Source organism: Bacillus sp. GW823-FHT06B01 (assembly GCF_058952315.1).
Genome location: NZ_JBXAHR010000001.1, coordinates 221,533 through 242,366 on the forward strand (window position 1 = coordinate 221,533; position 20,834 = coordinate 242,366).

Consider the following 20,834-nt stretch of genomic DNA (forward strand, 5'->3'; position numbering starts at 1 on the left):
TTAGATGGAAAATATTAATCAGTTGATTAAAAAAGTAAAATCATTACCTAATTGTCGAGTTCAGGAGCCTACAGAATTACCGATAATTGATAAGAATAAGCATATGCTACCAGGTGATTTAAAAGAATTTTATAGTCTTTGTGGTGGTCTAACTTTATTTGAAAATGAGGAATATCCTATTCATATTGTTACCCCAGAGGAGTTTATTTTGGCTAATCCCGTAATTGTAGGAGAGTTATGTGAAGAAGATATTTCATCAAATTGGTATATTATATGCAATGATGGTAAGGATGAATATTTAACAATAGATCTTAGTGAAGAAAGACTAGGTAGATGTTATGATAGTTTCTTTGATCGACATGGAATAGTTGGGGAGTCGCAAATTATCGCAACTTCATTCACTGACTTACTTGAAAAACTTATTAAGAATAATGGACAATATTGGTATTGGCTAAAGAGTGAATTTGAATCACTTGGAGATGCTTATGATGATCAAGAGTGAAAAAGAGAGCCTTTAAGTGGGATAAGAAAGTGAAAGAGTTTTTGAAAGTATGTACTCTATGATGGTTGTACCATCATGGAGTACTATGTGCAATGATAGAATAAGAAAACGAGGTACGAGCTTTGGCGAGATGACATTTTACTGGGTGCTGAATATAAACACATGGAATATATATTAAACTAACGAACTCGTACAAACTCGTAAGTTTTAACGTAGTAGTTGTTACCACATATAAAAGGTGTCATACTGTTACTACAAAACTTACAAATTTATGCTACTTAAAAACATATGAACTTAAAGCACTTGATTGTCAATTAAAGGCAACAAGTGCTTTTTGGCGTTTTAGGATAGAAATGATTAGACACATTATAATTTTATAAGTGTGCTAAGTATTAAATTTTTATAGATTGTAATGGCTATGAACAGGGTATGACGATAGTAGAGGAAAAAATAAAGGATTGTGTTATGTTTTGAAGTCATCGTAAAGTACGTTTTAACGGATGGACGTTATGCACACGTTATCCGCAAAAAACAGGCAAACGTTACAGAGATTGTAATTACTGTAACGGGAGAGGACTCAATATGGAAGAGAAAGTAGTGGGTTATGTACGAGTTTCAACAGAAGGACAAGTACGTGACGGATACAGCTTAGCGTATCAAGTAGAAGAAATCGAACGTTACTGTATGGAAAACAACTTACAATTGCTTCATGTATATGAAGATAGAGGACTAAGTGGCGCAACTGTTGATGAAAATGGATTAACAGTTGAACGTGAAGGCTTACAAGAACTATTGTCAGATATGGCATATCAACAAGTGAAGCACGTGATTGTACTCAATACATCTCGGTTATGGCGCTCTGATATGGCAAAAGTGTTAATACAACGAGAGCTAAAGAAATACAAGGTAGATGTGAAAGCAATTGAACAACCCAATTACAGTATATACACACATGACCCAAATGATTTTTTAGTAAATGGCATGTTAGAGCTATTAGACCAATATCAACGTCTCGAGATTGCATTGAAGCTAAGTAGAGGCAGAAAGAAAAAAGCGGAACAAGGTGGATATGCAGGTGGTGGTGTGATGTTTGGTTATAGAGTAAAGAAAGGACAAAAAGTGTTAGAAGTAGATACGGAGAAAGCAGTGGTTGTGCGTAGACTATTTGAATTAAGACACTTTTTTAAACATTGGTCGCTGACTCAATTGGCAGAACGACTGAATAGGGAAGGTTATCATACAGAGAAAGGAAAACAATTTACGAAAGTACAAGTAAAACGCATGTTAGACCGAGAGAGTTTTTATCGAGGGGTATATACATACGGGCAAATACAAACAAACGGTAAACATTCAGCAATTATATAACAGTCGTACTTAAAAAAATCGCTCATTTTACTATATGTACTTATGAAGTTATGAAAATGGATAGGCTTGCGTACCTATGCGCATCGGGAGATGAACGCTCGAACTAAGGTTGCCGACGTTTTTATATATGACTAAATCATTGAATAGAGGGATGAGTTATGCATAATAGGCAGAATTATTTGTATGTAGGAGTAGATTTACATAAAGAGCAGCATACGGCTGTTATTATTAATTGTTGGCAAGAAAAATTAGGAGAAATACAATTTGATAATAAACCATCTGCATTTTCGAAGTTTTTATTAGAAGTAGAGACATATGTGAGTGATGGTTTATCAGTTGTATTTGGTTTAGAGGATGTTGGTGGTTATGGAAGAGCGTTAGCGAAATATTTAGTAGATCATAAACAAGTAGTGAAAGAAGTAAATCCAGCTTTATCATTTTTAGAGCGAAAAAGCCATGTGACGACACAAAAAAGTGATAGTTGGGATGCGGAATGTGTAGCACGCATATTGGTAAACAAATTTAATCAATTGCCAGATGCAAAGCCAAACGATTTATTTTGGTCGATACAACAACTAGTATCAAGAAGGAATGCATTAGTAAAAGCACAAAGTGCATTAAAGAACCAACTACATATTCAATTAAACCATCATTATCCAAGTTATAAAAAGTTTTTCTCAGAATTAGATGGGAAAACAGCATTAGCGTTTTGGCAGCAATATCCATTATCCTCTTGTTTAGAGGAGGCGAATATAAAGCAATTAACAGCTTTTTTATTAGATGTTAGCAACAATACATGTTCAGTAAAGAAAGCAAGCGAAATATTAAAACTTGTAAAAGAAGATGGACAAACAATGAAAGAGTATCAAGAAACACGAGACTTTTTAGTAAGAAGTATTGTACGGGATATTGAGTTTAAAAAGAAGGAAATGAAATACATTAAAAGAGAATTAAAACGGTTAGTAAATCTACTAGATTATCAATTAGAGACGATGCCGGGAATAGAACTTGTGACGGCATCAGCATTAATTGCAGAAATTGGGGATGTAAGGCAATTTCCAAATGCCAACAAATTAGCACGATTCGCGGGGATTGCGCCTGTTTACTTTGGTTCTGGCGGAAAAGGTAAGACACATAAAAGCAAACAAGGAAACAGGGCGTTACACGCTTTATTTTATAATTTAGCAGTACAGCAAGTGCAAGTGGCGAAAGGAAGTAAGTTAGCTAGAAGTCCAGTGTTTTATGCATACTATCAAAAGAAATTAAAAGAAATTAAAAGAGGGAAAAACAAAAGGACAGGCATTAGTATGTATTATGAGAAGACTGGTGAACATTATATATGGCATGATGAAACATAAAACGGCATATGAGTTGCCGGTAGTACAAGAGAAGGAAGTAGTTTAATAAGGTTTTATATGGTTTGTTTTTTTATTGTGAGAGTTTAAGATTACAACATAGGGTACGGGTAAAGCTAATAACTTTAAATTTGGAGATAATGCTAAAAATCATTTAAAAAATGTTGAGAATATAAGCACTAAGAAAGGGGTTAGTGGTGGACATAACATGGATGAATTTTACAATGCTTTAAAAAATCAGGGTGTTGATGTAGAAGAATTAATTATATCTAAAAAATCACATTCTTCAATTGAAGGGATTTATGAGATAGAATACAAAATACCTAGAAAAGATATGGCTGGAAATATTGCAGAACCCGTTTCGTATAAAAATATTAAGGAGCCTAAAACAATATACGATCCAGCAATGATTAGTGATGATAAGATATATCAGTGGGGAAAAGAAGCGATGCAAAAGGGAACAATAAATGGTAGGCTTGTTGAAGGTACTGCTTCAAATGGATTGAAGTTCAGAGGTTATTTAAATGATGCTGGGGAGATAACTAACTTTTTCCCAATTCTAGACTGATATTATCAAGATACAATATTTATAGGAGGATAAAATGAATAGTAATTTTGAATTTATTGAAGATAAAGAGAAAAATGATGAATTGATGTCAATATATTTTAACTTTATAAACGGTAAGTACTTGGAAAGAGCTTTGAGTTTTTTTGTAAAAAAAGAGGGGTTTGGACAAGAAATAGTATTCGTTCATTTTCAGTCTGATTTAGATGAATTTGATATGTCACAGCTACCTACACCTTTAGATGATAAGCATGTGTTAGTTGAATTAGATTCTCCAGCTGTTGAGTCTGAACAACAAGTGTATTTGGACTTTGAAACTTTTTATAATTATTTGGAAGAACATGTGAAAAAAGAAGTGGAAAAAAATCCAGAAAGAAATGGATTAATGGATTTATTAGTGCAAGTTAAGCGTAGCTTAAATTTGTAATATCTTATAGCCATTTTACTAGATTCGTAGGGCAGAAAAAGAACTTTTTGAAGAACGCGTTTTTATTAGGATTTTATTATATTTCAATAAGGAAGATTGTCTGATATTGAATAAGTAAAGAGGAAGTTATAAATGAAAAAGACTCAACAAAAGAGACTTCACATTTGAGGTCTCTTTTGTTGATTTCAATTGAAAATTATTATTTGAGCGAATGCACTTTCGTACCTCACATTTCACAGGCACATAGGCTTCAATTGATGCTATATAGTATGTTTTTCAATGTCAAAAAACATTAAAAAAAACAGGGCAAAATTATTAAATAGCCGGGTCCATTGTAGAAATGTTTGAAGGTATCTCGCTCATAGGCGGATCTAATTTCTTAACTATCGTGGCAGAAGTAGGAACTGGTGGGTTAGCATCACCAATTGTTATTCCATTAGATATAGCAGCAACAGCTACTGGGGCAAGTCTTTTTGTACATGGTGGATTTATTTGGAATAAATCGATTCAAAATACTAAGGATACTATTCAAAAAATCCAGTCTTCTGGTGGAGGTGCGGCTAACGGTAAACCTAGCAGTAACAAAAACACAAATGTAGATAATTTTGATGCAAAAACAGCTACCAATAAGCAAAAAGGTAATTATGGTGAAATAAAATCTAGTGACAATTTATTGAATAATCAAAGTTTAAAAGAAGCTGGATTTGATTTAAAGCCAGTCGGAAAAAGTACACCATCAGGCATAAATGATAAAATAGTAAAAGGGATTGATGGATTATACGAAAATGCAAATCCAAATTCAAATATTAAATATGTTATTGATGAAGCTAAGTTTGGTAGTTCACAATTGGGGAAAACTAAAGATGGACGGCAAATGTCAAATGATTGGTTGAATGGTGCGAAGACCCGAAAAAGTAGAATATTGAAGGCAGTTGATGGAGATGCAAAATTAGCATCAAAGATTACGAAAGCATTACAAGATCAGGAAGTTGAGAGAGTGTTATCAAAGGTTGATAGTAGTGGAAAGGTGAAAACATTTAGAATAGATGCAAAGGGAGACATAATTGGAGAATGGCCATAATTTAAGGCACTAGGAGGAATTGAATAGTATGAGAGATCCTTTATGTATAGAAGAAAAATGTAGAGAAGGAATAGAATATAATAAAGAGTTTATTGAGGAAAATAGAGAGGAGATTAAAAGTTTTGAAGAAGATGAAAGGAATGGTATTCAAAGAAAGGCTAAAGATAATAAAAGTCTTATAGAAGGAAGGTATCTATTAAATTTTAATTATGAGTTAGAGGATATTAACGCAAAATATTCCCTAGGAGAAGCTATCTATACAATAGAAGGAGATTTTGACAACGCTCTTATTGATTTGAGGCATATAGGGGAAAATGAAGTTGGATATTTAAATCTAATTTGGATGATATCTCTAGGGATTTTATTAGAGACGGAGAAAAAGAATCTTGTAAGTTTAGCTAAGCTAGTTGAGAAGGAAAATATGAACGATGCAGTAATCGATTTCCTCTTATGCGCTAGTGATATCGGATACACAAAAATGACGAATGTTTATTTTAAAGAAAATCCATATGCAAAAACGAGAGAGATTATAGAACTTGCACAAACAGATAAAAAAGAAGCGTCTAAAAGATTGCAAACGTATATGGAGAAAGAATGGTTTAAAGGCCATTATGATTATGAATGGAAAAATGCCCATAAAGAACCTGGATATGTGGGGTATTGGAGCTTTGAAACGGCAGCGCTTGCGAAAATTTTGGAACTTGATGATACAAGTTTAAAAGATAATAATCATTATCCATATGATTTGGCACATTATAAAAATGAAATGAAATTTAAGCATATAGACCTAAGTGAATATCACTATGAAGATGAGACAGAAGAAATAGAGGATATAGTAGAAGGAATTGAACATAATCCTGCATTGGTAAATATTATTCCTCCAAGATGGCATTCATTGGTCAATGAATTAATTCATGACTATGAGAATATGGAGGATAGTAGTTTTTATGAAAAATACAAAAAAACGATAGGAATAGGTCAAGTGTGGTTCTTATCACAAGAGTATGAAGAAGAAAATGAGCAAAAAAATCTATTAGGAAGTTTAATTGTGTTTGCCCTGACGGTAAGAGATTATATATTACAACTGGACTATAAAGAAGATTTAGAAGACTACATTGATAATCTTAAAAATTTCTGGAATGGATCAGAAACAAAGTTAATTCAATTTATGTTAGAGAATGATCAAAATTATTATGCATGGGTACCAAAAGAAGCAAACATCCCAAATATGTATGAAGTGAAGATTGAGAGTGTCGATGTAGAGGAAGTTCTATAACGAACAAATTGAAATGGTTGTCATCATATGTAATGTTAGAATACATTTTACTAGTTAATTGAAAAAAATGCATGCGTTGGAGAAAAAAGAGCGTATAGTTACTAAAAAGTAAAGGGAAAGAAGGCTGTTGAATTGAGATTGGCAGATTTTATTAAACTAGATAAAAATGAAGTAATTCACTTTGATATTAAAAACCTTTCACCATCATTTGAAGTGCAAAAAGAATTACATCCTGTAAAAAAATTTATTTTGTACAAAAAAGATTATCAAGAAAGAATTTTAAACAGAGTAAAAGAAAAATTTGACTGTGATAGATGTGATCTTGTTTTAGAGATATATTCTAAAATATATGTAAATAAAAACTTGAACAATGTAGATTTAGATACTATGAATTCTTTTTATCAAACGTACCGGCTTTTATTGCTATCAAGTGATAAGTCATTTTGGGAAAATGATTTTAATACATTCTGTAATAATCGTGGTGTAAAGCCTAAATCAATTAAAAAAAATGCCTTAAAGCTGTTAAGGTATGAATGGTTATTGTCTGAAAAAGTGTTTAATCATTATGAAAATATTAATAATCATCCCGATGTTATGCGTTTTGCTACAGTGACACATACAATAGGAAATATGACATTATTGCCTAAAGGATTTAACGTTGGGCGTGCTATTGCAACTAGAGATTATTGGGATTTAACATTAATGTCACTACAAAGTTTTTTAGGCCGTTCTTTCGATACTTTCGTAACAGATTATTATATGCAAGACTTTATTGATGATAAATTAGAGTTATGGAAGGGACATTGTTTTGAATACCCATTGCCAAATTCATTTAATAAAGTAAAGGCTCGCAAACTATCGGAAATTCAAAAAAATCAAATTGTTCAAAGCAGAATTTTTGAATTTATGGTAAATGCAAATAATAAAATCGAGAAACGTTCTGAACGATTATATAAAGCGTTACTAGTTAAATAGAGAGACAATTAATAAAATTTAACGATAAGATTGTGATAGCGAAAAATGTGTTGCAACAAGAAGAGGTGTTTTTACAAAGATCTATTGGTTGTGATGAAGGTGATTCAGGTTGGTATATAGCTCCTAACAATGAAGAAGTATCAGGAGAATTGGAAATCATATATGCCCATGAATTATTAAAAATGAAACCTGAAATTATTTAAGTGCTAGCCTTACCGTATAATTATTTAGTAGTATTTGAGAAGGACGAAATGAAAGTGATTTTAAATGAATGTGATGTTGATATTTGGGGTGACATAGATAAGAAATGAAGTGAATATCAATTGAGACTATTAACGATCATGGTAAGTCTATAAGTGTTGACTTACAGTATTTGTTTTATAGAATATGATGAAAAAAATAGAAAAGAGGTATATTTTTAAGAGGTTTATAAGGTAGGGACTATTAACTATGAAAATTTATTATTGTGACGAGTGGTCAGATATTAGAAAGAAACCTTGGAATATGATTGATGAGTGTAAAGCATATTTGTGTCATCAAAATAACGAACCATATACGGCCTTGTTAATTGAAGGTGAAAGGATTAAGTATGTTATTAATATTACAAAAGATTGGATTTCAGTTGGGTTTTATGATGAATTAGTTCGTAAGTATTTAAATTATGATTTTGAAGTTATAAATGATAATAGAATTTTCTTAAGAACAGCTATGTATTGGGAATATAATGATACGAATGAAAAAGAAAAAACTAGCATGATTTTCAATTTCCACGAAAATGGTTATACAGTAATGGAAAAGGTGGATGTGAATAGAGGGTTAGTTGAGGAACGAGAGAATTATGATGATCCTGAAAATAAATGGGATGTGTTTCCTGATTTTGGTCATTATATTCATTTGTGCAGAGAGGAAAGATAATGTATTTATATAAGGTGTCAAATGCCCAATATGAAAATCACGTGAGTTAAGCACTTCATTGTCAACAGAGGACAATAGGTGCTTTTTTTACGTGAAGTAAAGTAAAAATATAAGTTTGCTTGTTGCTCTGTTTCAACTTTGTGCTATATGTTATAATTTGGAAGTATATATTCTTAATTTTTAGAAAATTTAAAGGTGGTAGGTTAATATATGAGTACATTAAAGAAAATTACTAACAATATTTCGAAGGTTATTATAGGTAAGGATGAAGCGATTGAACTTGCAGCTATAGCTCTTATAGCAAGAGGGCACATTTTATTAGAGGATGTACCTGGGACGGGGAAAACAACATTAGCGAAAAGTTTGGCTAAAAGTGTAGACGCTAAATTTCAAAGAATTCAATTCACAGCGGATACTTTGCCGGGCGATGTTATTGGTCTTGAATATTTTGATGTGAAGGAATCGGAATTTAAAACGAGGTTAGGTCCTATTTTTGCAAATATAGTAGTAGTGGATGAAATTAATCGTGCTGTACCGAGAACGCAATCTTCGTTATTGGAAGTGATGGAAGAACGTACTGTTACGATTGCGAAACAGACACATTCATTACCAGAACCTTTTTTAGTAATTGCAACGCAAAATCCTCTTGAATCGGCCGGTACATTTCCTTTACCTGATGCTCAACTAGACCGTTTTTTACTAACTATACGTCAAGGCTATCCTACGAGGGAAGCAGAAAAGGAGATGATGAATCGTTTTCAAATGAATGATCCGTTAGAAACGTTACATTCAATTATTTCAACTGAAGAAATTATTACAGTGCAAAAACGAGCAAGAGAAGTGTTAGTAGGGAATGATGTGCAAGATTATCTACTTGAAATTATTGAGGCAACGCGTAAACATGAGTTAATTGAAATTGGTGTAAGTCCGCGGGGGACGTTGGCATTTATGAGAGCGATTCAAGCACGAGCAATATTAAATGAAAGAGACTATTGTACGCCAGATGATATAAAGACGCTCGCAGCATCTGTTTGCGCTCATCGTTTAACGTTAACGATTGAGGGGGAGATGAAAACAACGAGAGAACAAATCATGAAAGAAATTCTTCATACGATTAATGTGCCAGTGGAGAATGTACAATGAATCAACAACTTGTGTATACACCTTTAGCGGAGCCTTTCGTAATGGGAGTTATGTCAGTTGTAGCCGTTATTTTATGTGTATTTTCAAGTAATCTATTGTTTTTATCTCTCGTATTTTTGTATGTAATTTTAATAGGTGCGATGCATGTATACATACGTAAAGTATCTCGTGTTGAATGGGAATACAGTCAAGGGAATTCAAACGTTTTTATAGGTGAAGCGAATGTGTGCAAAATGAAAATTTCAAACAAGTCGTTATTCCCTATTTTCAATATCGTATTTCGATTTAAATGTGAAAATAAGTTAACTTGGAATCATGATGAAATAAACAAAAATACGAATACAGGTTCAAATTATTATATGAATTTACATTTAAAAGGAAGAGAGTCAGTTTCATTTGATTTACAAGCTGTAGCTGTAAAAAGAGGACTTGCGAAATGGGAAGAAGTAGAAATTGTCATTACTGATCCCTTTGGATTCATAACGAACCATATAACATATAAACAAGTTGAAACGCCATCCTATTTAGTTTTACCAGCTGTTCCGAAAATGCAAGTACCTGAATTACAAGAATGGTCACGAGGATTTCGAAAAGCGATGTCATCACCCTTATATGACGAAACGAAAGTAATGGGAGTGAAGTCGTATGAAAATGAAGATTTTCGTTCTATCCACTGGAGTGCGACAGCGAAAACAGGGACGATAACTGCGAAAAAGTACGAGCGAACACAATCAGATAAATATGCGATATATCTCAACTTGCAAAATAAAAGCGGTATTTCTTTGCGAAATGATACAGAGGAACTAATTGAATTAACAGCAGGCATATGTAAACAACTGCTTATGCAAAACTGTTCATTTGAAGTTTGGATCAATAGCGTAAAAGACAATGGATTGTTGCATATAAAGAACGGTCATAACCGGAAACATTTGCAAAATGTATTAAAAGTACTTGCCTCAATATCGGACCAAGATACTCCTGTATCTTCCACTTATTTTTACACAGCAGGTTTTCGTCGAAAAGAATTGGATGCAGTTCCTTTAATTCTGGGTACTTCTCCAAGGAAATACACCAGAACGAATAAATGGGTTGTAATTAAAGAATAAGAAGGGGTTTATGTCATGGCTAATAAAGAGCGACATATGAAGGTGAAGATTTGGAGTATTAGAGTTTTCATGATACTTTTCTTTACGGTTAGTGCGATAACGTTATCACAAGGTGTTGTGCATCTACAAGACATAGTAAAAGGGCTTTTTTCTAGTAAGACGGAGACAATATCGGAAAGAAATTATGATTTTACTAGTTTAGACGAACAGTTTGATGAACCTGAAAGAATTATAGATGAAGAAACAGGAGTTGTAGATACAAGAACAAAAATAGATAGGAAAATTCCACTTTTTGTACGAAAAAATTCATGGACTGATGTGTTTTCTGTTCTTTCAAATGCATGGATTAGTGTCGTTTTTTATGTAATTATTGCAGTGGTCATTCTATTTGCTTTTTATAAATTAATGAGGAGAAAGGTAACGAAATTAGAAATAGAACAGGATAAACAATCGATAACAAAAGAAAATATGGATAGAACCGAAAAGAACAAGAAAGTGAAGCATCAGTTAGAACAGCCGTTACTTAAAGATAAGATAAGGCAAACTTTAGTGGAATGGGAAAGAACATTACCGTTTCATGAACAGAGAAGGTCATATGAAACGATGCAACAATGGTTAAGCAGAATTTGTAGAACGCGAGATATTATTCCGATATATGAGTCTGTCCGATATGGAGAAAAGACGTATACGGAGTTAGATGTAGAGAAGACTGTTCGATGGATAGAGCGAGACGGGAAGGCGTGACATTAATATAAGTAAATGAAATTAACTGTAAATTAATTTCATTTACTTATATTTAATTACATGGTAATGTATACTTACTTTTTTATATCTCTACCAATGGAAAAAGGTAGCCTTTGTAGAGTATTGCTCGTTGAATTTTTTTTGAGGTTATCTTCACTTCATCAATATAGAATGAAAAAGTGATGAATCCATTACGGGTATCATGTAAATAAAAAAATATAATTTATATTTAAATTTTTGTAAGGGTGTGAAAATAGAATGAAACCGGTATTGAAAAACATACTCCTTTCCTTTGTTTTTTCTGCAGCAGGGATGTGTTGGTTTCTGTTTATGTTAGTTAGAGGAGGTGGAGACTGGTTATTGTCTTGGGTAGGTGTATTCATGGCCTTTTTATCTTTATACACGTTAATAGATTTATATTGTAAGTATACATACGATAAAAAATTAAGTAAATTGTTTATCAAAGCAACAATTACTACCTTTAGTTTTGCAGTATTGGGAATCACCTTTGGTATTGTACACGAGCTATTACAGCCATGGAGTCTCAGTTTAATGGTTTGGTATTGGTTGTTAGTGTTACTTTTGTTTGTAACGACCATAATATTGTTAGTTTTTGTAGTATTTGTTAATCGTAAAAATCACCATATTCCTGGGGGATATAGAATACTTATACTGCTAAATTTATTTCTTACGTTAGCACCAGTGCTGTGGCCAGTACTACTTACTATTATCGGAAATGGCATGAACGCTAGTGCAGGGTGGTAAAAGTGAATGAAATAAAAAGTTGGTATAGGGTTTAAGTATGTAAGAGAACGTGTTTTCATAAATTGAAAACACGTTCTTTTTTATTTTCATACATTACTTTTTCCCATCTGGTCGTCAAATTTTGAACGTAAGTATTTCGTAAGGAATGGATAAGAAAAAAGAGAGGTTTATCATATAGGATGAAAGTATAGCTTGAATCAATACGATATGAATAGAGGAGAGAAAGTCTTATGAAAAAAAGTTATTCCATTAAGTTAGCAAGTTTGGCAGTTTTATTAGCGGGTACTACTTTATTCACACCAGGTTTTACTGTAAAAGCAGAGTCTACTCAAAATATTTCTAATCCGTCAGAAGCACATGATCAAAAGAATCGGAATGGTTGGAAAAGAGTCATGCAGGAAACAATCCAAATTGGAGCGCCGGGGGTATTAGCTAAGACGTATAATAACGGGAAAATTAGTAGTTATAATGCTGGCGTCGCGGATTTAAGTACAAAGAAATCGATGAAATCAGATTATCGTTTTCGGATTGGAAGTGTGACGAAGACTTTTACTGCTACGACTGTTCTTCAATTAGTAGGAGAAAATCGCGTGCAACTTGACGATTCTATTGAAAAGTGGCTACCTGGCCTCATTCAAGGAAATGGATATGATGGCAATCAAATTACGATACGTCAACTTTTGAACCATACAAGTGGTATAGCTGAATATTTAAAGTCAAAAGAAGCTGACATTATGAATTCGAAAAAAACGTATACAGCAGAAGAAATAGTGAAAATAGGACTTGCTCTACCTCCAGATTTTTCGCCAGGTAAAGGTTGGTCGTATTCAAACACAGGATACGTAATACTAGGAATGCTTATTGAAAAAATAACTGGTAATAGTTATGCGGAAGAAATTGAAAAGCGAATTATTGAACCTTTGGACTTGTCAAATACGTTTTTACCAGGTAATTCACCAGTCATACCAGGAAAGAATCATGCTCGAGGGTATATGAAAATTGATGAAACAAGTGAATTGAAAGACATGACGTATTATAATCCGAGTTTAGCTAATTCAGCGGGAGATATGATTTCAGATGCGGACGATTTAAATAAGTTCTTTTCATCTTTGCTCGGTGGTAATTTATTGAAAGAACGCGAGCTAAAAGAAATGCTTACTACAGTTCCTATAGAAGGAAAAGGTCTTGGTGATGGATATGGCCTTGGGATCTATGAGACGAAACTTCCAAATGGTGTCTCAGTTTGGGGGCACGGAGGATCAATTCCTGGGTTTATGACTTTTGTTGGTGGAGTAATTGGAGGCAAGCATACATTTGCTGTCAATGTTAACTCTTTAGGTCCGGTTGATATTCTTACACAGTTTAATAAAATGATGCAAATTGAATTTAAGAAATAATAGATGAAAAGAGTTCTACTATAGAGGTATATAAGGACTTGTATGCGATTTAATTGTTATTAAAATATAGTCTTAAAAAACCCCGAATCATGAGCAATTTACTGCCCATGATTCGGGGTTTTTACGTGCTGTTACAAGAAAAGTAATGATGTATTTAAATTTTTTCATTTTACTATAAATCTATTATATTTATTTGATATTTCTTATTTATAGTGACTTTTACATTTTTAAAATATTGGAACATACAAAGGTAAGTAGTTCTAGATTTTAGAGTTAATAATAAGTAAATTCTGATTTTTGTTGAAAAATATTCGAATGTATTTCCTTAATTTACATAATAATGTACTTTTATCGTATGAATTAATATCTTAAAGCGTATAAATGTTGACGCATTTCCGAAGGATAAAACAAAACATTTTTGGAAGATGAAAAATAGAACACATATACAAGTCCTTTTTTAAAAGAAACAATATGTATGAATTAATAACAAATAGAATTAAGTATACAAAAATAGATAATTATGATTTGCGTCTAAATGATTGACTATTATGAAATTAATGATTAATATAGGTTTTATATTTTGATTCCATTTATATTACAAATATGTATTTTATTTCAATTTTAATTGTTTCGTAAACTATAATTGAATATATTGTGAAAAAGAATAGGGAGGGGGAACAGCAATAGAAAAGGCTATCTTTTCAAATTGTGTAATGAAATCAAAGGGAGGATAAATATGTATAAACAAGTAGTAGAACTGTTAGAAGAAGCGGCTATATCGTATAAACAATATACACATGAACCAATATTAGATTATGAAACAGATAGAAAAATTAGAGAAAGGTTTAAATTAGAAGGTGTACCCAGTAAAAGTTTATTTTTAAAAGATAAATCAAATAACTATTACATATTTGTAACTGTTGAAGGAGAAAAATTAGATTCAAAACTTATGAAAGAGTTGGTTGGAAAAAGGATTTCTATTTGTTCAGCCGAGGAGTTAATAGAAAAAACTTCTTGTGTTCCAGGATGTGTATCTCCATTTGGCTATTCAAATGAAATCACACTTATTATAGATCAAAAAATTTATAACTATAATAAATTTTTGTTATCTCCCGGTATACCTGAGATAACAATTGAAATACCTACAAAAAGTATAAATGAAATTTTAAATATTGTTGAGAATGATATTTTACTATATGAGAAAAAATCATAAATATATTAGGGGGGATTTTAATAATGCCAACTACAAAAATGTATTTATACAATCAAAAGAGAATAATTGAAGAACAAAATAAAGGGATTTTAGATGAGTGGAAAACTGTATCTTTCAATAATTTTCACGATAGCATTTTAGATCAATCTAAACCATTTCCGTGTTATTTTGCAGTGGATTCTGAGAAACATGGTTGGTCTAGATATATATTTTCCGAATCGGCTTATGATGAAAATGAATTGTTCAAACTAAGAGATGGGATTTATGAATATATTAAAACATATCAACAAATTGCAAAGAGAACTACTTTAGTAATATTTTTTAAACCCTCTAATAAACAATTACTGGCTGAAGAATACAAAAAACAATTTTGGAATGTATTACAATTTTTAATGAGAAATGATCCGGAGCCATGGAATGCAGAAATTCCAATAGATCCTTATAACGCTAAATGGGAATTTTGTTTTGGTGGTGAACCTATATTTGTCGTTTGTAGGGCTCCAATATATTCTGAAAGAAAAAGTAGATATACAGGAACCGGCCTTGAAATTACGTTACAACCTCGAGGTACTCTGGATGATATTACAGGTGATACAAAACAAGGGAAACAAGTGCGGAAAGTGATTAGAAAACGTTTGTTAGCATATGATGATATTCCAATGCATCCAGATATAGGGGATTACGGAATAAAAGAAACCTTTGAATGGAAACAATATATGTTACCAGAAACAAATGAAGAAAGTGTAATGAGATGTCCTATTACGGGGTTGAAGAAAAATGATTAGCATGATATTCAGTTATATATTATTAGGGATTTCATTGTCTGCACCAGTCGGTCCGATTAATGTTGCTCAAATAAATAAAGGAATAAAAAATGGTTTTTTGAGTGCATGGTTAGTAGGAGTCGGGGCAATGTCAGCAGATGTTGTAATGATGTTTTTAATTTACTTTGGTATTTCGACTTATTTAACAACTCCAGTTGCTCAACTTTGCATTTGGATTTTTGGTTTTGTAACGATGATTTATTTGGGTTATGAAAGTATGAAAGAAGCTACTAAACAAGTTCAATATATTTCATCAGGTGAAAAAGAACATCCTTTAAAATCTTTTCTATCGGGGTTTGCTATCGCAATTTCTAATCCATTAAATATTATTTTTTGGATAGGGATATATGGATCAGTTCTAACTAGTGCTATGAATACTATTGGAAAAGAACAAGCTTTATGGTATAGTGCAGCCATTTTTGCTGGGATTATGCTTTGGGATATATTTATGGCTACATCTATTCATTTTGGTAGAAGATTTATTAATCATACAGTAATGAAATGGATTTCTATAGTAGCAGGCATTGTTTTAATTCTGTTTGGAATATATTTTGGCTACGAGGCAGTAAAAGGAACTGCTCAACTATTGTGAACTTTTTGATGACTAGAGAGAATAGTGATTTATTAGAAATTTATTTATCGCGAATCTTTTGGTTTTTGAATTTGTTAATCGATGGGTATAGGTTAATTCCTTATAGTAAAAGACTTATAGAATCATTCTATAAGTCTTTTTATTGCGGTATAGAAAAATATATAGGTACATTCTCTTCTCACAAAGAGAAATAAAATTCTTAACAAGAGCGATAAAATAAATATATAAGCAGTAAAGCAAATTTCAATCAAAGTAGCTTGTTTGCATTTCAAAAATCTAGAATATTTTTAATTGCTATGAATGACTTTCACACTTTTTGCAGGCACCCCTGCAACGACGGTGTTTGCAGGTACATCTTTTGTAACAACTGAACCTGCAGCAACAATTGAATTGTTCCCAATTGTAACACCAGGAAGTATTGTTGCGCTAGAACCAATCCATACATTTTCACCAATTATAACAGGGGAAGCGTATGTCGTATTTCTTGTTTCTAAAGTTAGCCCGTGATTAAGTGTGGCAATTGTAACATTCATACCGATCATACAATTGTCTCCTATATGAATTCCGCCTCTATCTTGAAAGGAACATCCAGTGTTAAAAAATACGTTTTTTCCAATTGTAATATTTTTACCGAAGTCTGTATGAAACGGTGGAAAACACATAAAAGATGGATCAATGTTGTTATCTGTTAATTCACTAAATATCGCTACAATCTCTTCTTTAGAATGATAAGATGTATTTAATTTCATTGTTATCTTCTGGGCTTCATAGCTACATTGAACTAGTAGATCATGTAATTCTTTATCCTCGCCTGAAATAGGCTTGCCGGCCTTACAAAAATTTATAAAATCTTTCATATTCATTGTTATACTCCCCTCTAAAACGCTAATCTTTTCAATACAATCATAAAATGATACGATTCCAATATCAAATACCTATATTAAATACATTCATATGCTTATTAGCTATATGTAAAAGGAGACTATCGTGGAAATTCGAGTTTTACGCTATTTTATTGCTGTAGCAAATGAAGAAAGTATTTCAGCAGCTGCAAAACAATTACATTTGTCACAGCCAACATTATCAAGGCAACTGAAAGATTTAGAAATGGAATTAGAAACAGATTTATTTATAAGAGGAAATAGGAAAATCTCATTAACAGAAGAGGGGAAATACTTATTTAAAAAGGCGAAGGAGATTGTTGATTTAGCAGATAAAACGGAAGCGAACTTAAAAGATTCAAAAGAAATGATAAGCGGGGAAGTTTACATTGGTGCCGGTGAAACTGAAGCGATGCATCTTATTGCGAAAACATTAAAAGTATTAATAAAAGACTATCCAAATATTCGATTTCATTTGTACAGCGGAAATGCTGATGACATTAAGAGTAAATTAGATAGTGGATTATTAGATTTTGGTGTCGTTATAGAGCCAACTGATAAACAAAAATATGAATATGCACAATTGCCAGCTAAAGACACTTGGGGTGTATTAATGTGTAAAGATAGTCCTTTATCGGATAAACAAGTTATTAGCCCAGTGGATTTAATAGATAAACCATTATTCATTTCACGACAATCTACTGTTAGTAATGAATTAACAGGATGGTTTGGAGAAAGTATAGATAATTTAAACATCGTCGCAACCTATAATTTGCTTTATAATGCAGCACTTATGGTTGAAGAAGGTATTGGATATGCATTATGTATAGATAAGATAATTAACACGTCAGGAAATAGTAAACTTTGTTTTAAACCATTACAACCTAAATTAGAAGCGAACTTAAATATTATTTGGAAAAAGAATCAAGTTTTTTCAAATGCAGCCCATGCCTTTACAAATCAGCTCCGAAATAGTATGAACTAATCATAATTTGAAATGCAAAGTAAAAAACGTGCCATCTTATTAAGGTGACACGTTTTTTACTTTACGAAATAGTTGTTATTCTTTCGAAGATTTAAGTAAAACAACTGCACAGAAATGTTTATGTTCAAAAGGAGAAGTAGTGAACAATAAAAACGATTATTATTCTGAAAATTGTTATTTATATGATTATTAAATATAATAGGGGTATGTATTGCGGGGCTTGAATAGAAAATAGTTTAGTTGATTAATTATTTTCAAATGTAACTAATATAGCATTGGAGTTGAATACAGTGGAACAAAAGTATTTCAGGTGGAGTAACAAGCAATTAAGAGAACATGTTGAAGTAATAGATGGTAAAAGAAGTCCGCATATTTTATTTAAGAATGCAACTTATTTAAATTCCTATATGCGCGAGTGGATGCAAGCAAATATTTGGATCTATGATGATCGCATTATTTATGTAGGAGAAAAACTGCCAGCGCAACTACATAAATGTGAAGTCATTGATTGTGATGGAAAGTATATAGTTCCAAGTTACATAGAACCGCATGCACATCCATATCAATTATATAATCCAGAAACGTTAGCAAATTATGCGATGCAGTTTGGGACGACGACTTTTATTAATGATAATTTAACTTTATTTTTCACATTACAACGTGAAGAAGCATTTCGTTTATTAGATGAATTTGAAAAGATTCCAGCAAGTATGTATTGGTGGTGTCGTTTTGATGGACAAACTGAATTGCAAAACGGGGAATCTTTATTTAATCGTGAAGACATAATAGAGTGGCTTAAGCATAAAGCAGTTCTTCAAGGTGGCGAGCTAACAGCGTGGCCAAAGTTATTACATGGCGATGATGAAATGTTACATTGGTTGCAGGAAACGAAACGATTACATAAAAAAGTGGAAGGACATTTTCCAGGAGCATCTGAAACGACTTTAGCGAAGTTAAAACTGTTAGGTACAGATTGTGATCATGAAGCGATGACAGGGCAGGAAGCTTTCACTCGTCTTATGCAAGGTTACACGGTTTCCCTAAGAAATTCTTCAATACGCCCAGATTTAGAAGTGTTACTGAAAGAATTGTTGGAACTAGGAGTAAAGCAGTTTGATAGATTTATTCTTACTACAGACGGCTCACATCCTTCGTTTTATGAAAATGGAATGACAAACGTAATGATAGCTACCGCGATAAAACAAGGAGTGCCAATAATAGATGCTTATCATATGGCAAGTTATAATATCGCTCGTTATTACAATATGGAACATGTACATGGATCGATTGCGACAGGTAGAATAGCTAATATTAATATTTTGGAAAGTAAAGAAAATCCGGTTCCAATAAGTGTAATTGTAAAAGGAAAATGGGTGAAGCGTGACGGAATAAACAATAATGAATCAGTACGAATAGAATGGAGTCAATTCAAAGTAACTCCATTATTATTAAACTGGTCTATAGAAAAAGAGGATATGATTTTTTCTCAAAAAGTGGGTATACAATTATTAAATAACGTTATAACTAAACCATACACGACTGAAATTGATTTAAACCGTGATGAACTTTCTCTAGATCATGATGAGTGTTTTCTTATGATGATTGCTCGTGATGGTACTTGGCGAGTGAATACAGTTGTAAAGGGGTTTGCGAAAGAACTAGGTGGTCTTGCTAGCTCTTATTCTGGTACCGGTGACATCATTCTTATTGGAAAGAATAAAGAAGATATGCTTACAGCTTTTCATAGAGTGAAAGAGATTGGGGGAGGAATGGTAATAGCTGAAAAGAATGAAGTATTACACGAAATCGCATTACCATTACTCGGGATTATGTCTAATTTGAAAATGAATAAATTAATACAGGAAGAGAAACAGATGGTGAAACTACTCCAAGAGCGTGGTTACGCGTATGACGATCCGGCATTTACCATTTTGTTCTTTTCTGCGACGCACTTACCTTTTATACGGGTAACTCCTATAGGATTATATGATGTGAAAAATAGTAAGGTAATGGCTTCACCGGTGAATTTGATAAAACAATGTTAATATGAAAGGCTCTATAAAAGTCCAATTTATAGGGCCTTTCACATTGTTAGCATAAGAATATTGTGAGCCTCAAATAATATAGTATCTAAATTACTTGAGGTGAAACGTAAGTATGAAAAAAATATTGTATATATTAAGTGTATTTATATTAAGTGTATCTATTCAACAAGTTGTACATTCTCAAACGGATGCACCAGAGCTATCTTCTGATTGTCTTGAAAAAAGGGAAATTCGAGATGAAAAGTATGTGAAGAATATAATACAAGACATTAAATCCACATTTAATTTAAATATGGATGAACATAGTTTTTGGGAAGTAAGTAAAAGAGATCTAGAGGCTGCCCATTTGATGTATGGTGGAAAGGAAAATGATTCTTATTATAATTCGCTAACTAAAATTTATGATAGTGGTGGATTTAGCGAGCAACCCAGCTTATTTGTGAGGGCGCAAGAAGCATTTTTACTTTATAAAGAAAAAGATAATATTAATGTAATGAAACGCCTTAAACTAGACGTTGAAAAAGGGGAATGGCTCGTTATAAAAACGAAAAAGAAGAAAGGGAAAAAAGTGGAATTCAAGCCGTTGCAATGTGAAAAAGATTATTTGAAAAAGAGAAATGAGTACCATAATGTAAAATGAAGCGGTAGAAATTACTAGTAATTTCACCATAAAAAAAA

18 protein-coding genes and 4 pseudogenes are annotated in these 20,834 nt (G+C 32.3%); 21 read left to right on the plus strand and 1 reads right to left on the minus strand.

The annotated features are described in order from the left end of the window. Positions 1 to 4 precede the first annotated feature (4 nt). From AC1Q8N_RS01200 to AC1Q8N_RS01285, 18 genes and pseudogenes are all read left to right on the plus strand, one after another. Positions 5 to 502 (plus strand): SMI1/KNR4 family protein, encoded by a 498-nt coding sequence (locus AC1Q8N_RS01200; protein WP_000427919.1) that lies wholly within the window; start codon positions 5 to 7, stop codon positions 500 to 502. Positions 503 to 1,084: 582 nt separating this feature from the next. Then, positions 1,085 to 1,867: a recombinase family protein gene (locus AC1Q8N_RS01205; RefSeq protein ID WP_048547715.1), complete on the plus strand. Its 783-nt coding sequence runs from the start codon at positions 1,085 to 1,087 to the stop codon at positions 1,865 to 1,867. A gap of 158 nt (positions 1,868 to 2,025) precedes the next feature. After that, positions 2,026 to 3,271 (plus strand): annotated as a pseudogene (locus AC1Q8N_RS01210) (IS110 family RNA-guided transposase). 54 nt (positions 3,272 to 3,325) lie between these two features. Further along, a pseudogene (locus AC1Q8N_RS01215) lies at positions 3,326 to 3,790 on the plus strand (CdiA family toxin C-terminal domain-containing protein); the annotation flags it as partial. 34 nt (positions 3,791 to 3,824) lie between these two features. Beyond that, positions 3,825 to 4,214, plus strand: a complete 390-nt coding sequence (cdiI, locus tag AC1Q8N_RS01220; RefSeq protein ID WP_001087574.1) for a ribonuclease toxin immunity protein CdiI — start codon at positions 3,825 to 3,827, stop codon at positions 4,212 to 4,214. Positions 4,215 to 4,533: 319 nt separating this feature from the next. After that, positions 4,534 to 5,295 (plus strand): annotated as a pseudogene (locus tag AC1Q8N_RS01225) (hypothetical protein); the annotation flags it as partial. A gap of 28 nt (positions 5,296 to 5,323) precedes the next feature. Next, positions 5,324 to 6,571 carry a PoNi-like cognate immunity protein gene (locus AC1Q8N_RS01230; RefSeq protein ID WP_098080293.1) on the plus strand — a complete coding sequence of 416 codons (1,248 nt, stop codon included), beginning with the start codon at positions 5,324 to 5,326 and terminating at the stop codon, positions 6,569 to 6,571. 132 nt (positions 6,572 to 6,703) lie between these two features. Then, on the plus strand, positions 6,704 to 7,546 hold the full coding sequence (locus tag AC1Q8N_RS01235) for a hypothetical protein (protein WP_001234187.1): 843 nt from the start codon (positions 6,704 to 6,706) through the stop codon (positions 7,544 to 7,546). Continuing rightward, positions 7,543 to 7,857 (plus strand): annotated as a pseudogene (locus tag AC1Q8N_RS01240) (immunity protein Imm33 domain-containing protein); the annotation flags it as partial. The gene AC1Q8N_RS01235 and the pseudogene AC1Q8N_RS01240, both read left to right, overlap by 4 nt. A gap of 139 nt (positions 7,858 to 7,996) precedes the next feature. Further along, positions 7,997 to 8,461 (plus strand): hypothetical protein, encoded by a 465-nt coding sequence (locus tag AC1Q8N_RS01245; RefSeq protein WP_098049178.1) that lies wholly within the window; start codon positions 7,997 to 7,999, stop codon positions 8,459 to 8,461. Between the two features lie 210 nt (positions 8,462 to 8,671). After that, on the plus strand, positions 8,672 to 9,604 hold the full coding sequence (locus AC1Q8N_RS01250; protein WP_070168918.1) for an AAA family ATPase: 933 nt from the start codon (positions 8,672 to 8,674) through the stop codon (positions 9,602 to 9,604). Then, positions 9,601 to 10,710: a DUF58 domain-containing protein gene (locus AC1Q8N_RS01255; RefSeq protein WP_098049177.1), complete on the plus strand. Its 1,110-nt coding sequence runs from the start codon at positions 9,601 to 9,603 to the stop codon at positions 10,708 to 10,710. The genes AC1Q8N_RS01250 and AC1Q8N_RS01255 overlap by 4 nt, the downstream gene beginning before the upstream one ends. Before the next feature lie 15 nt (positions 10,711 to 10,725). Further along, complete coding sequence (locus AC1Q8N_RS01260) at positions 10,726 to 11,454, plus strand: hypothetical protein (protein WP_001284440.1); 729 nt, start codon at positions 10,726 to 10,728, stop codon at positions 11,452 to 11,454. Positions 11,455 to 11,712: 258 nt separating this feature from the next. Continuing rightward, positions 11,713 to 12,219: a DUF3902 family protein gene (locus AC1Q8N_RS01265; protein WP_000805747.1), complete on the plus strand. Its 507-nt coding sequence runs from the start codon at positions 11,713 to 11,715 to the stop codon at positions 12,217 to 12,219. 230 nt (positions 12,220 to 12,449) lie between these two features. Next, a complete protein-coding gene (locus AC1Q8N_RS01270; RefSeq protein ID WP_000750389.1) occupies positions 12,450 to 13,616 on the plus strand; it encodes a serine hydrolase domain-containing protein in 1,167 nt (388 codons plus the stop codon). A gap of 736 nt (positions 13,617 to 14,352) precedes the next feature. Next, positions 14,353 to 14,829 carry a YbaK/EbsC family protein gene (locus AC1Q8N_RS01275; RefSeq protein ID WP_493521010.1) on the plus strand — a complete coding sequence of 159 codons (477 nt, stop codon included), beginning with the start codon at positions 14,353 to 14,355 and terminating at the stop codon, positions 14,827 to 14,829. 23 nt (positions 14,830 to 14,852) lie between these two features. Further along, positions 14,853 to 15,614: a YqcI/YcgG family protein gene (locus tag AC1Q8N_RS01280; protein WP_001143353.1), complete on the plus strand. Its 762-nt coding sequence runs from the start codon at positions 14,853 to 14,855 to the stop codon at positions 15,612 to 15,614. Further along, positions 15,607 to 16,245, plus strand: a complete 639-nt coding sequence (locus AC1Q8N_RS01285) for a LysE family translocator (RefSeq protein ID WP_000624898.1) — start codon at positions 15,607 to 15,609, stop codon at positions 16,243 to 16,245. Before AC1Q8N_RS01280 ends, AC1Q8N_RS01285 begins: the two co-directional genes overlap by 8 nt. Positions 16,246 to 16,532: 287 nt before the next feature. Here AC1Q8N_RS01285 and AC1Q8N_RS01290 read toward each other — a convergent pair whose 3' ends face one another. Further along, complete coding sequence (locus AC1Q8N_RS01290; protein ID WP_001056074.1) at positions 16,533 to 17,108, minus strand: sugar O-acetyltransferase; 576 nt, start codon at positions 17,106 to 17,108, stop codon at positions 16,533 to 16,535. Positions 17,109 to 17,232: 124 nt separating this feature from the next. Here AC1Q8N_RS01290 and AC1Q8N_RS01295 point away from each other — a divergent pair, with 124 nt between their 5' ends. From AC1Q8N_RS01295 to AC1Q8N_RS01305, 3 genes are all read left to right on the plus strand, one after another. Beyond that, positions 17,233 to 18,111: a LysR family transcriptional regulator gene (locus tag AC1Q8N_RS01295; protein WP_404519881.1), complete on the plus strand. Its 879-nt coding sequence runs from the start codon at positions 17,233 to 17,235 to the stop codon at positions 18,109 to 18,111. 290 nt (positions 18,112 to 18,401) lie between these two features. Next, a complete protein-coding gene (locus tag AC1Q8N_RS01300; RefSeq protein WP_493521011.1) occupies positions 18,402 to 20,156 on the plus strand; it encodes an adenine deaminase C-terminal domain-containing protein in 1,755 nt (584 codons plus the stop codon). 112 nt (positions 20,157 to 20,268) lie between these two features. Further along, positions 20,269 to 20,796: a hypothetical protein gene (locus AC1Q8N_RS01305; protein WP_493521012.1), complete on the plus strand. Its 528-nt coding sequence runs from the start codon at positions 20,269 to 20,271 to the stop codon at positions 20,794 to 20,796. Positions 20,797 to 20,834: the final 38 nt, after the last annotated feature.